We start from the raw sequence: 12,126 nt of genomic DNA on the forward strand, positions 1-12,126 counted from the left end.
GGCGCCGACGCGTGCTCGCGCGGCCGGCCGGGTCGCCGCGCGAGCCGCCGCAGCGCGCCCGGGCAACACGCCGGCGCGCGACAAGTGGATGCCGGGGTGCCAGCCGTCGCATCCGCTTCGAGAATGTTCAGGGGCCGGTCTGCTCGGGGCCGGAGCCGCCGGACTGGAATGATCCGTCGGGTTTCCACACGGCGTCCCAGTTGATCGGGGTGGTGGCGGCGACTCCGGCATCCGACCAGTAGTCGAGCGTTCCCAGCCAGTACAGGCGGAGGCCCGTGGTGGGGAAATTGCTCTCGGGAACGCATGTGGCGAGGTGGCCGATCTCGCTGCCAAGCGCGATGAGGCAGACCATTCCGGAGGTGGCCCGGGCGGCGTAGAACGCGACCGATTCTGACGGAGCGAGGTAACCGGGCGGGGTGCCGAGCAGCCGAAAGGAGTCCACGACGAATCCCTCGGGCACCGAGGCTGTCGGCGCGTCCGTCGTGGCCTGGGGCAGGTCGAGGCGGGTGAGGGCGGGCGCGCGCGTTCCCGTGGTCGTCGGCTCTGTCGTGGCGGTCGGAATCGGGGCAGCGCTCGTGCCGGCATCCGTGAGTTGCGCACCGGCCACCGCCCCGATGGCCACCGCCACAATGAGGCTGGCCGTGACAAGCAGGCGGCGGCGGTTGGTCAACGCTTGCGGGTCGTCGACTTCGGTCTCGGTCTCGGTCTCGGTTTGGGTTTCGTCGAGCGCGACGGACGGTTCGGCCCGGCTAGGCGCTAATTCGCCCCTGACGGACGCAAGCGCGCGGTCGAGGGCCGCGCGTTCAGAGCGAATCTCGTCGTCGAGCTGCCTCAGGAGTTCCGTCGCGGCCGCGTCGTTGACCGCGTCACCGTCTGCGGCAAAGATGCGCCGCTGCAGTTCGCGGCGCCGCACGGCCGGGGACGCGATACCGGCGGGCGAGAGCTGATCGGGGTGTGACTGCCACCAGAGCGCGTCGAGCACGTCCCACGTTCCCGAATAGGCCGCACGCACCGCGTGCAGGAACGACACATCGTTCCTCGCCCGCTCGTCGTCGTTGTCGAACTCCGCGTGCGCCACCGAATCCCCCGATCGTCGTGGCTGCCAGCTTGGCATAGGCGAGCCCGTTCGCGCCGTACTCGCCGGTCGAGGCGCGAGGAACGAGCGATCGAGACCTGGTCCTCACTCGCCGGTCGAGGCGCGAGGAACGAGCGATCGAGACCTGGTCCTCACTCGCCGGTCGAGGCGCGAGGAACGAGCGATCGAGACCTGGTTTCGAGAGGCGGGCAAAAATCGCGCACGCTCCTCAACCAGCAAAACCCCCGCATCCCGGGCGGGAGCAGGGGTAGTAAGGGCCGGCCACGGGACTTGAACCCGTAACCCCCACTTTACAAGAGTGGTGCGCTACCAATTGCGCCAGGCCGGCATGAGGCCGAAGACCTCGAAAGACCATCCTAAATGATTTCCGTGCCACCTCGGGCAACAGCGAAGCGGATGCGCGGGGCGCGAGCCGCGACATCCGTTCTGCGGGGCACTACCCGCCGGGCGTCGGGGTCGGTGTCGGAGTCGAGGTGGAATAGGTCTCGCCGAGGGCTTGCTGCACGAAGGAGGCGAACTCCTTCGGGTCGTCGAGCGAACCGGTGTACGGCTTGCCGTTGACCAGGATGGTGGGGGTTCCGATGATGGACTTCATCGAGGAGTTGGGAATGGGGCCGTCGAGCGCGCGGTCAGTGGCCGCCTTGACCCATGACTCGTAGGTGCCGTCGTCGATGCAGGAATTGATGCTGGAAAGCGCCGTGCTCACGCCCGCGTCTTTGACGACGGCTTTGATCTCGTTGTTGCTGCGGCCGGGCGAAGTCTCTTCCGGCTGGTCGACGAACAGCGCGGAGCTGAAGTCGAAGAAGTCGTCCGGCGAGTAGTTGGCGACGCAGGCGGCCGCGTTAGCTGCGCGCAGGGAGTATTTGGTGCCCGCCGATTTGCTGGTGAGAATGGCCACCGGGTGGATTTCTACCGTCGCCGCACCGGAGTCGACCCACTGGGCGATCTGCTCGGTGTTGGCGTCTTCGAAGTCGCCGCAGAGGGGGCAGAGGTAGTCGACGTAGATGCGGATGTTCGCGACGGCGCCGGTGGGATCGGGCTCGGACGGCCGCGGATTGGCGTCGGGCTGCAGCGCCGGCGTGAGGACGGTGATCATGCCCTCACCGATCAGTGCGCCGTCGCTGGCCATGTTTTTCGGGCCCGGACCGGCCGGTTTGATCGAATTCACGATGATGACGGAGACGAGAACGACGATCGCGATGGCGGCGATGCCGATGCCGCCCTGCAGGAAGACCTTGTTGCGGCGATCCTTCTTCTTCTGGCTGACCCGAAGCTGCTTTGCCTTCACCCGGGCGGCATCACGCCGGCGGTTCTTTGAGGGACTGCTGTCGCTTGGTCCGCCAATAGTCATAAAGAATCGCTTTCGAGAAGGAGGGGGGTGCGTGAAGGCACCTTTGGAATAGTAGGTCCCCTGACTGGGAAACGACCAAACGGGTGCAGACCTGCGCCGGGGCATCCGTCGTGTAATATTGGAAAGGTCGTGCGCTCAGGCGCGCGACGCACAAATCCTATTCACAACGGATCGTCCGGCACGTTCCTGCCGGTGAAGGAGTAATAATCATGGCTTCAGTGACCTTTGACAAAGCAACCCGGCTCTACCCGGGTTCCACCCGACCGGCTGTTGACAAGCTCGACCTGCAGGTCGCCGATGGCGAATTCCTGGTTCTGGTCGGCCCGTCCGGCTGCGGCAAGTCCACCTCGTTGCGTATGCTCGCCGGCCTCGAAGAGGTCAACGAGGGCGACATCTTCATTGGTGAGCGCAACGTGACGGATGTTCCGCCGAAGGACCGCGACATCGCGATGGTCTTTCAGAACTACGCGCTGTACCCGCACATGACCGTGGCCGAGAACATGGGCTTCGCGCTCAAGATCGCCGGCATCAACAAGGATGAGCGCGCTGCCCGCGTGCTCGAAGCCGCCAAGCTGCTCGACCTGGAGCCGTACCTCAGCCGCAAGCCGAAGGCGCTCTCGGGTGGTCAGCGTCAGCGCGTGGCCATGGGTCGTGCGATCGTACGTCAGCCGCAGGTGTTCCTGATGGATGAGCCGCTCTCGAACCTCGACGCTAAGCTGCGCGTGCAAACGCGTACGCAGATCGCGTCACTGCAGCGCCGACTCGGCGTCACGACCGTCTACGTGACCCACGACCAGACCGAGGCACTCACCATGGGTGACCGGATTGCGGTGCTGAAGGACGGCATCCTGCAGCAGGTCGGTTCGCCCCGCGACCTGTACGCGAAGCCGCAGAACGTGTTCGTGGCCGGCTTCATCGGCAGCCCCGCGATGAACCTGTTCCTCGCGGACACCGTCGACGGCGGCATCAGGTTCGGCACCGCGACCGTTCCCGTGCAGCGGGAGACCCTCGCCAGCTCGACCGGCAAGAAGGTCACCGTTGGCATTCGCCCGGAAGACATCCAGATGTCGTCCACCGCCGGTGAAGGCCTGCAGATCGAGGTCGACCTGGTCGAAGAACTCGGCGCCGACGGCTACCTCTACGGTCACTCCACGATCGAGGGCAAGCGCACCGACATCGTCGCTCGCGTCGACGGCCGCTCGCACCCGAACGCCGGCGAGACGGTGTACCTCACGGCCACACCGAACCACCTGCACGTGTTCGACGCCGAAACCGGACTGCGCCTCGGCGGCGCCGTCACCGACTAATCGGTTCGGCGTTCGGCGTTCGGCTTCGGCTTCGGTTTTCTGCTTCGGTTTTCGGCTTCGGTTTTCGGCTTCGGTTTTCGGCTTCGGTTTTCGGCTTCGGTTTTCGGCTTCGGTTTTCGGCTTCGGTTTTCGGCTTCGGTTTTCGGCTTCGGTTTTCTGCTTCGGTTTTCGGCTTCGGTTTTCGGCTTCGGTTTTCGGCTTCGGTTTTCGGCTGGAGGGAGTTCGCTCCCTCCAGCCGGTTAGGCTCACACCATGAGCGGTTCCCTCAATATCACCTCGGCCACGGCCGACCCTGCCTTGCTCGACCTGCCGTGGCAGCTGCCCCTCGACGCCTGGCCGAACGAGAACATCGCCTCGCTGCCCAAGGGCATCTCCCGCCACCTCGTGCGGTTCGCGCACCTGAGCGGGCGGGTGGTCGCCATCAAGGAGACCACGAGCGAGATGGCCAAGCGCGAGTACGACATGCTGCGTACCCTGGCTCACCTCGAGATTCCCTGCGTCGAGCCGGTTGCGGTCATCACCAACAGAACGGATGCCTCTCTCGAGCCGCTCAATTCGGTTCTGGTGACGCGTCACCTCAAGTTCTCCCTCCCGTACCGGGCCCTGTATTCGCACGCCCTGCGCCCGGATACCGCCACCCGGCTGGTCGACGCCCTCGCCGTGCTGCTCGTGCGGCTGCACATGATCGGGTTCTTCTGGGGCGATGTGTCGCTCTCGAACACCCTGTTCCGGCGCGACGCCGGGGCGTTCGCCGCCTACCTCGTCGATGCCGAAACCGGGCAGTTGTACTCGGGCGGATTGTCGAACGGCCAGCGCGAGAACGACCTCGAGATTGCCCGGGTGAACATCGCCGGCGAACTCATGGACCTCGAGGCCGGCGGCCGGGTCGCCGACGAACTCGACCCGATTCGGGTCAGCAACGGGATCGTCGCCGCGTACCGCCTGCTCTGGAAGGAGCTCACCGGCTCGGAGTCGTTCTCCAACTCCGAGCGCTGGCGCATCACCCAGCGTGTGCAACGCCTCAACGACCTCGGTTTCGACATCGAGGAACTCGCCATCAAGACCGACAGCACCGGTTCGAGTGTGCGGATCCAGCCGAAGGTCGTCGACGCCGGGCATCACCAGCGCCGCCTGTTGCGCCTGACCGGCCTTGACGCCGAGGAGAACCAGGCCCGTCGCCTCCTGAACGACCTCGACTCCTACCGGGCGGCCTATGGCGACCCGGGGGCTGACGAGGAGATGGTCGCACACGAGTGGCTGGTGCGGGTGTTCGAGCCGGTGGTGCGGGCGATTCCCGAGGAGCTGCAGGGCAAGCTCGAGCGGGCACAGGTATTCCACCAGCTGCTCGATCACCGCTGGTACATGGCGCAGAACCAGTCGCGGGATATTCCGCTCGCCGAGGCGGTGACCTCCTACGTGCAGGACGTGTTGCGGCACCGCCGTGACGAGGCGACCGTGATGGATCCGCTCACCGGCGCCATCACACTGCCCATTCGGATTCAACTCGGGGATGACACGTCCGCAGACCCCGACGACGCCGACGACTGGAAGCTCAAGGTCTAGGTTTCTTCCGGTTCTCCTTCTGTACCCGGTGCGGTGCTTTCCGGGCCCGGGCCCGGAAACTGGGACCACGATAGATCATGGGCCCAGTTTCCGAAGATGGGCCCAGGGCACAACCGACCGCGCCCGCGCCAGTCGCGAGGCGACTCGCATCCGCTACCCGTCAGTTCGGGGTTGGTGCTTTCCGGGCCCGGGCCCGGAAACTGGGACCACGATAGATCATGGGCCCAGTTTCCGAAGATGGGCCCAGGGCACGACACGGTACCCGCATCCTGTGCGGGTCGCGAGGCGACTCGCATCCGCTGCCCGATCAGGCCCGCGGGAAGTCGTGCTGAATCATGAACTCGTAGAAGAGTCGGGGAGAGAAGGCGGTGTCCCAGTCCCACCGGTCGAAGCTCTTACCGTGTGGTCGCAGGAGATTTTCACGATTTTTCTCCGCGACGACGACGTCAGCCGGGTCGCGATCGCCGAGTATGGCGCCACGGGTGTACTTGAGTTTGCCGTCGAACTCCCCCATCTTGCCCACAGACCTCCAGAAGAAGTCCACCCAGTATTGGTGCCCGTTCACGACAAAGCACACTTGCAGTTCGGGGACCTCAAAGCCCAGTTCGGCGATTCGAACTCGGCTGAGGGACTCGCCCGGGTTGTCTGCGAGCGAGGTCGCGAAGTCAATGACACGGCGAACTTTCGCCCCACCGGATCGCGGATGCACGAGCGAAAGTTCCGTGTAGAGATCCTCCTTCGACAGTGCCGGCGCACCGACGGCACCATATCGACGATCGGTGCGCGCACGCTCCTCTTCTTGCCGCAGGGCGTGATCCATCATCGTGACGCCAACGAGAAAACTCGAGGTTGCAGCGACATCGACGAGCGTGCGTTTGAGGGTGGTGGCGACGCATCCGTTCACTGTGACCGACTCGGGTTCGACCACGCTTCGATGACTGGTCGTGAAGCGAGCGCTGTTCCCACCCGCCGCGTCATTGTTGATCGCGTGCACGACTTTGGGCCAGGGTCCGATGATGGGCAGGTTATGGACTGCCGCCGCAGACAGATGCGAAAGCACGAGCGGCTGCTCCGCCGTCAGCACCGTCGCGCGAACGAACAGCCGATACCGATCATCGCTGCGGGCCGAATGCCAGGCCGCGCCCAGCGCGTAGATTCCACGGCGGATGCGCACCAGCTCGCCTTGCGCCATCAGCGCGCGCACGGCATAGGTTGTGAGGCCCGCCTCGCGAAGGGACTCGGCAAGAATGAGGCCCTCGTTGCGGGCATTGGCCATGTTCAGGATTTCAAGCATGGCCCAGTGTCGTCGGGCGGCGGCCACGACCGAGGGGAACTCGGAGAAGCTGTGGAAATCAGGCGGCGGCCTCTGCTGTGGAGGACCCACGCGCGCAATGACCGGGCCCACCTTCGGAAACTGGGACCATGACCTATCGTGGTCCCAGTTTCCGGGCCCGGGCCCGGAAACGGTAGCGCTCCGGCCGAGGGCGCGCCGCCATCCGGACGTCCGAGCGGTGGGTGATAACGACGGATTGGCTACCGGGCCCACCTTTGGAAACCGGGACCATGATCTATCATGGTCCCGGTTTCCGGGACCGGGCCCGGTCGAAAGAGAGAGTGGGGGCTAGGAGAGCTTTGCCGCGGCCTTTGCCTGCTTGATCTGGGCGCGGAGACGGGCCACCTCGTAGAGAGTTACTCCGGCGGCGATTCCGGCGTTGAGCGACTCGGTCGCGGCGCTGATTGGAATCGAGACGATCGCGTCGCAGGTCTCGGTGACGAGGCGGGACAGACCCTTGCCCTCGCTGCCGACGACGATCACGATCGGGCGCTCGGCGAAACCGGTACCGAGGTCGGGCAGCGACACGTCGCCGTCGCCGTCGAGGCCGAGCACGAAGACGCCCTGCGCCTTGAGCGCTTTGAGCGTCTGGGTGAGGTTGCTCGCCATGGCGACGGGCGTGCGGGCCGCGGCGCCGGCGCTGGTCTTCCAGGCTGAAGCCGTGACGCCGACCGAGCGGCGCTGCGGCACGATGATTCCGTGGCCGCCGAACGCCGCCGTCGAGCGGATGATCGCGCCCAGGTTGCGCGGGTCGGTGATGCCGTCGAGGGCCACGAACAACGGCTTGTGGCCGCGGCTGATGGTGAGTTCGAGCAGCTCCATCGGGTGCGCGTACTCGTAGGCGGGAACCTTGAGCGCGAGGCCCTGGTGCACGGCGTCGCGACCGGCGAGACGGTCGAGTTCGGGGCGCATGACCTCGAGGATGGGGATGTTGCGGCTTGTCGCCATGAGCAGCACCTCTTTGACCCGCTCATCCATTTCGATGCGCGCGGCAATGTAGAGGGTCAACGCGGGAATCTTCGCCCGCAGCGCTTCGAGCACCGAGTTACGGCCGGTGACGATCTCGTGCTCGTCGATCTGCTTCGCGCGACGCGTCGAGGATCCGCCGCCGCCGCTGTTGCCGGTGCCGCGCTGGGGTGCACCCTGCGAGGCGCCGCGGGCGCCCCCACGGGGGGCTCCGCCACGCGCCGGGGTACCGCCGCGTGCGCCGCCACGGTTGGCGGTGGCATCCGCTGCGGGACGGGAGTTGAAGCCGCCGGCCGCGGTGAACCGTTCGGCAGCCGCCTTCCGCTTGCCGGCGGGGTGGTACGGACGGTCTTCAGCCTTGGGGGTGGGCTTCTTGCCCTCGAGCGCCTGGCGGCCCTGGCCGCCGGAGCCGACCTGCGCTCCGCGGCTGCCCTTGCGCACCGCTCCGGTGCGCGATTTGCGGTCTAGATTCTTCATCAGTCAAAGCTCCAATGGGCACCCGACGGGGTGTCTTCGATGGTGATTCCGGCGGCGACGAGTTCGTCCCGGATTCGGTCTGCGGCCGCATAGTCGCGGTTTTCCCTGGCGAGGGTGCGGTCGCCGAGCAGTCGCTCGACCAACGCGCTCAGGGCCACCATGGCCGGTTCGTCTGTTGCCACGGTCCAGCCGGGCGACAAAGGGTTGATTCCCAGCACTTCGCTCATCGCGAGCACTTCGCTGCGAGCGGATGCTGCAGCGTGCAGGTCTTCGGCATCCAGCGCGGCGTTGCCGGCGCGCACGGTGTCGTGAAGCACGCCGAGCGCCTGCGGAACGGCGAGGTCGTCGTCCATGGCGGTGGCGAAATCCTCAGGCACGACCTCGACGCCGCTTCCGGCGAACCGGGTGCCGCTAAGCCGGCGATCAGCACGGTCGAGGAAGCTTTCGACGCGCTCGAGGGCCGCTTCGGCCTCGGCGAGCGATCCGTCGTTGTAGTCGATGGTCGAGCGGTAGTGGGCGGCACCGAGAAAGTAGCGCACGACGATGGAGCGGGCCTGGTCGAGCAATTCGGCCGCGAAGACCGAGTTGCCGAGCGACTTGGACATCTTCTGTCCGTTCACGTTGACCAGACCGTTGTGCACCCAGTAGTTCGCGAAGTCGCTGCCGGCCGCGTTCGACTGGGCCAGCTCGTTCTCGTGGTGCGGGAACCGCAGATCGAGGCCGCCGCCGTGAATGTCGAAGTGGTCACCGAGGTAGCGGGCGGCCATGGCCGAGCATTCGATGTGCCAGCCGGGGCGACCCTGCCCCCACGGGGAGGGCCAGGCGGCCGAGGCGGGTTCGCCCTCTTTTGCGCCCTTCCACAGGGCGAAGTCGCGAGGGTCACGTTTGGCGCGCGGGGAAGCATCCGTTGCCGCCTCCATATTGCCGGGCGACTGGTGGGTGAGGGCGCCGTAGGCCGCCCAGCTCGCGCTGTCGAAGTAGACGTCGCCGGATTCGTCGGGAGCGGCGTAGGCGTGGCCGCGCTCGATCAGGGTGGAGATGAGGGTCTGCATCTCGGTGATACTCGCGGTCGCGCGCGGCTCGTAGGTAGGGGCGAGAATTCCGAGGCGCTGGTAGCCGGCGGTGAACTCGAGCTCGTAGCGGTAGGCGAGGGCCCACCACTGCTCCTTCGAGCCCTGCGCGTTGATTAGAATCTTGTCGTCGATGTCGGTGACGTTGCGCACGAAGGTGACGTTCAGGCCGCGGTAGCTGAGCCAGCGGCGCAGCTGGTCGTAGACCAGGGCGCTGCGCAGGTGTCCGATGTGCGGGCTGGACTGCACGGTGGGTCCACACACGTACATCGAGACCTGGCCCGCTTCGAGGGGGACAAAATCGCGCAAGGCCTGAGCCTTCGAATCGTACAGTTGCATGGTCACGCCTCCCAGTTTAGGTCAGGGGTCTGACCCGGCCCTGGCGCGGAAGACGGCACGGTGTAAAGCGGCGCAGGGTAGAGCAGCGCGGTGGCGGTCGCCGCCACGCCCTCGCCGCGGCCGGTGAAGCCGAGCGCATCCGTTGTGGTCGCGGCAATATTGACCGGTGCCGAGAGGATGCCGGCGAGTCGCGTTTCGGCCTCGGCCCGACGCTGCGAGAACCTGGGGCGGTTGCCGATGATCTGCACCGAGACGTTGCCCACGAGGTAGCCGGCGGCGCGCACCAGGCGCACGGTCTCTGCGAGGAAGACGTCGCCGTGTGCACCGCTGAATCGGGGGTCGGCCGTGCCGAAGATGCTGCCGATATCGCCGAGGCCGGCCGCGCCGAGCAGGGCGTCGCAGATGGCGTGCGCGGCGACATCGCCGTCGCTGTGTCCGCTGAGGCCGCGCTCCCCCGGCCAGTACAGGCCGGCCAGCCAGAGTTCGGTCCCGCCGTCGGGCTCATTGTCGGCAGCGAAGGCGTGCACGTCGAGGCCGGTGCCGATGCGCGGCAGCAGCACCGGCTGCGGCGCTGCGGCGTGCAGAAGCAGGTCCGCGCGCTCGAGGTCTTCGGGCGTCGTGATCTTGAAGGCGAGCGGATGCCCGGCGATGACAGTCACCGGGTGCCCGGCGTCGGCGACGAGCGCTGCGTCGTCGGTGAGGGCCTCGAACCGGCCGTTCGCCGCGGCCCAGGTGCGGGCGGCCACGAGCATGGCGCGCGGGAAACCCTGCGGCGTCTGCACGGCGGAGAGTTCGGAGCGGTCGACCGTACCGAGGATGGCGCCGGAGTCGGCGACGCGCTTGATGGTGTCGACCACGGGCAGCCCGGGAATGATGCCGTGCCCGGTGGCGCGCACGGCGGCGACGACCTTGTCGCAGAGGGCGGCCGGCGTGAGGGCGCGGGCTGCGTCGTGCACCAGCACGACGTCAATGCTCGGCAGCAGGGCGCTCAGTCCGTGGTCGACCGACCCCTGGCGGGTACGTCCGCCGGCGACGACCGACAGGGCCAACTCGGGTGCGGCGTAACGGGCGGCGGCATGCGCGGCAATGGCACGGGCATCCGCTACCCGGTCGCCGGGGGCGACGACAATAATCTGCACCGTTTCGTTCATGCCGAAAATGGAATCCAGGGCGTGGTCGAGCAGGGGGCGCATATGCAGCAAAACGAATGCTTTGGGTTCGGCGTGCCCGAGGCGGCTGCCGCTGCCGGCGGCGACGACGATGACGGCGACCGTGGGCGAAGCGGGTGTTGCTGGGGAAACAATCATGTCTAGAGGGTATCTATCTGGGATGGTGCAGAACGGGCCTGCGGACGAACATGCAAAAGGCGGCACCTTGCGGCGCCGCCCCTCACGAAGCAATCAAAAAAGTTAGGAGGCGAGGACCTCGTCGAGAACGGTGGATGCCTTCTCTTCGTCGGTCTTCTCGGCTAGGGCCAGCTCGCTGATGAGAATCTGACGGGCCTTGGCCAGCATGCGCTTCTCGCCGGCGGACAGCCCGCGGTCTTGATCGCGGCGCCACAGGTCGCGCACGACCTCGGACACCTTGATCACGTCGCCGCTGGCCAGCTTCTCGAGGTTGGCCTTGTACCGGCGAGACCAGTTGGTGGGCTCTTCGGTGAACGGTGCGCGCAGCACTTCGAAGACTCTGTCGAGGCCCTCTTGGCCGATCACATCGCGCACGCCGACGAGGTCGACGTTTTCGGCGGGAACCTCAATAGTGAGATCGCCCTGGGTGACATTCAGCTTGAGGTACAGCTTCTCTTCACCCTTGATGATGCGGGTTTTCACCTCGGTGATCATCGCAGCGCCGTGGTGGGGATATACGACGGTTTCGCCAACCTCAAACAGCATGGATGTGATCCCTTCAGCAACTTATAGGATACCACAGCTTAGAGGTGCTACAGTACGCGCGCCCCCGCGAGGCACGCTGACGACATTCGCGCGCTCAAACACGCCGCTAAGCTAGTGACAAAGCGAATTTCTGCAGCGCCGAGCGCTGCTTCAGTAGTGGAGGTCTTGTGAGAGCGCGCATCGCTGCATCCGTTGTATTGGCGGCTGGCATTCTGTTGGGCACGAGTGCGTGTGGTTTTTTCGCACCGCAGGCCACCTCGATTCAATACAACGCGAGTGACGGTGTCAGCGGCGACGTGGGCGAGATTCACATCCGCAACGCCCTGCTGCTCTCGGCCGACGGCGAACTGGCCAACCTGGTCGTCTCCGTCGTGAACCCGACCGACACCCTGCAGAGCCTGCTCGTGCAGTACGAGTCGAGCACCGGCAAGGTGTCGCAGGACATTCCGGTCGAAGCCAATACGACCGTGACGTTCGGCACCGACGGCGCGGCCTCGGTCGTCCTGGAGAATATGGACAGCCAGCCCGGCTCGCTGTTCCCGGTGTTTTTCCAATACGGCGAAGAGACCGGGGTCGAGCTGCTGCTGCCCGTTCTTTCCGGCACCCAGGGCGAATACTCGACGCTGATGCCAACGATCGCCCCGACCGAGACGCCTTCAGAGACGCCGACCCCGTCGGCCACGCCCGCGGCGTAACCGTCTTCGTATAAATCAGGCCGCCATCCCCTCGGGG

General features: G+C 66.2%; 10 protein-coding genes and 1 tRNA gene. 3 read left to right on the forward strand and 8 right to left on the reverse strand.

Features of this window, described 5'->3' with window-relative positions; all coding sequences use genetic code 11:
- Nucleotides 1-127: 127 nt before the first annotated feature.
- The 3 genes from E3O06_RS10975 to E3O06_RS10985 form a co-directional block, all read right to left on the reverse strand.
- Nucleotides 128-1,114, reverse strand: coding sequence for a hypothetical protein (locus E3O06_RS10975; protein WP_134503435.1), 987 nt, complete (start codon nucleotides 1,112-1,114; stop codon nucleotides 128-130).
- A gap of 237 nt (nucleotides 1,115-1,351) precedes the next feature.
- Nucleotides 1,352-1,424, reverse strand: a tRNA-Thr gene (locus E3O06_RS10980).
- A 108-nt stretch (nucleotides 1,425-1,532) separates the two neighbouring features.
- Nucleotides 1,533-2,447, reverse strand: a complete 915-nt coding sequence (locus E3O06_RS10985) for a DsbA family protein (RefSeq protein WP_134503436.1) — start codon at nucleotides 2,445-2,447, stop codon at nucleotides 1,533-1,535.
- Nucleotides 2,448-2,656: 209 nt separating this feature from the next.
- Here E3O06_RS10985 and E3O06_RS10990 point away from each other — a divergent pair, with 209 nt between their 5' ends.
- Nucleotides 2,657-3,754, forward strand: coding sequence for an ABC transporter ATP-binding protein (locus tag E3O06_RS10990; protein ID WP_134503437.1), 1,098 nt, complete (start codon nucleotides 2,657-2,659; stop codon nucleotides 3,752-3,754).
- 252 nt (nucleotides 3,755-4,006) lie between these two features.
- Nucleotides 4,007-5,317 (forward strand): DUF4032 domain-containing protein, encoded by a 1,311-nt coding sequence (locus E3O06_RS10995; RefSeq protein WP_134503438.1) that lies wholly within the window; start codon nucleotides 4,007-4,009, stop codon nucleotides 5,315-5,317.
- A gap of 307 nt (nucleotides 5,318-5,624) precedes the next feature.
- Here E3O06_RS10995 and E3O06_RS11000 read toward each other — a convergent pair whose 3' ends face one another.
- From E3O06_RS11000 to E3O06_RS11020, 5 genes are all read right to left on the reverse strand, one after another.
- On the reverse strand, nucleotides 5,625-6,611 hold the full coding sequence (locus tag E3O06_RS11000) for a type IV toxin-antitoxin system AbiEi family antitoxin domain-containing protein (RefSeq protein WP_166788183.1): 987 nt from the start codon (nucleotides 6,609-6,611) through the stop codon (nucleotides 5,625-5,627).
- A gap of 327 nt (nucleotides 6,612-6,938) precedes the next feature.
- Complete coding sequence (rlmB, locus tag E3O06_RS11005) at nucleotides 6,939-8,093, reverse strand: 23S rRNA (guanosine(2251)-2'-O)-methyltransferase RlmB (RefSeq protein ID WP_134503440.1); 1,155 nt, start codon at nucleotides 8,091-8,093, stop codon at nucleotides 6,939-6,941.
- On the reverse strand, nucleotides 8,093-9,508 hold the full coding sequence (gene cysS / locus E3O06_RS11010; protein WP_134503441.1) for a cysteine--tRNA ligase: 1,416 nt from the start codon (nucleotides 9,506-9,508) through the stop codon (nucleotides 8,093-8,095). The genes rlmB and cysS overlap by 1 nt, the downstream gene beginning before the upstream one ends.
- Nucleotides 9,505-10,809, reverse strand: a complete 1,305-nt coding sequence (gene ispD, locus E3O06_RS11015; protein ID WP_134503442.1) for a 2-C-methyl-D-erythritol 4-phosphate cytidylyltransferase — start codon at nucleotides 10,807-10,809, stop codon at nucleotides 9,505-9,507. Before ispD ends, cysS begins: the two co-directional genes overlap by 4 nt.
- Nucleotides 10,810-10,911: 102 nt before the next feature.
- Entirely contained in the window at nucleotides 10,912-11,394 is a 483-nt protein-coding gene (locus tag E3O06_RS11020) for a CarD family transcriptional regulator (protein WP_134503443.1), read from the reverse strand.
- A gap of 167 nt (nucleotides 11,395-11,561) precedes the next feature.
- Between E3O06_RS11020 and E3O06_RS11025 the strand changes: the two genes are divergently transcribed.
- Entirely contained in the window at nucleotides 11,562-12,089 is a 528-nt protein-coding gene (locus E3O06_RS11025; protein WP_134503444.1) for a hypothetical protein, read from the forward strand.
- Nucleotides 12,090-12,126: the final 37 nt, after the last annotated feature.

It is taken from the genome of Cryobacterium glaciale (assembly GCF_004402535.1).
Classification (GTDB): domain Bacteria; phylum Actinomycetota; class Actinomycetes; order Actinomycetales; family Microbacteriaceae; genus Cryobacterium; species Cryobacterium glaciale.

What these genes read in the sequence shown, in the direction of transcription:
- E3O06_RS11000 (WP_166788183.1), bottom strand. Translation starts at nt 6,611, where the DNA reads ATGCTTGAAATCCTGAACATGGCCAATGCCCGCAACGAGGGCCTCATT.
- E3O06_RS10990 (WP_134503437.1), top strand. Translation starts at nt 2,657, where the DNA reads ATGGCTTCAGTGACCTTTGACAAAGCAACCCGGCTCTACCCGGGTTCC.
- rlmB (WP_134503440.1), bottom strand. Translation starts at nt 8,093, where the DNA reads ATGAAGAATCTAGACCGCAAATCGCGCACCGGAGCGGTGCGCAAGGGC.
- E3O06_RS11020 (WP_134503443.1), bottom strand. Translation starts at nt 11,394, where the DNA reads ATGCTGTTTGAGGTTGGCGAAACCGTCGTATATCCCCACCACGGCGCT.
- E3O06_RS10985 (WP_134503436.1), bottom strand. Translation starts at nt 2,447, where the DNA reads ATGACTATTGGCGGACCAAGCGACAGCAGTCCCTCAAAGAACCGCCGG.
- ispD (WP_134503442.1), bottom strand. Translation starts at nt 10,809, where the DNA reads ATGATTGTTTCCCCAGCAACACCCGCTTCGCCCACGGTCGCCGTCATC.
- E3O06_RS10975 (WP_134503435.1), bottom strand. Translation starts at nt 1,114, where the DNA reads ATGCCAAGCTGGCAGCCACGACGATCGGGGGATTCGGTGGCGCACGCG.
- E3O06_RS10995 (WP_134503438.1), top strand. Translation starts at nt 4,007, where the DNA reads ATGAGCGGTTCCCTCAATATCACCTCGGCCACGGCCGACCCTGCCTTG.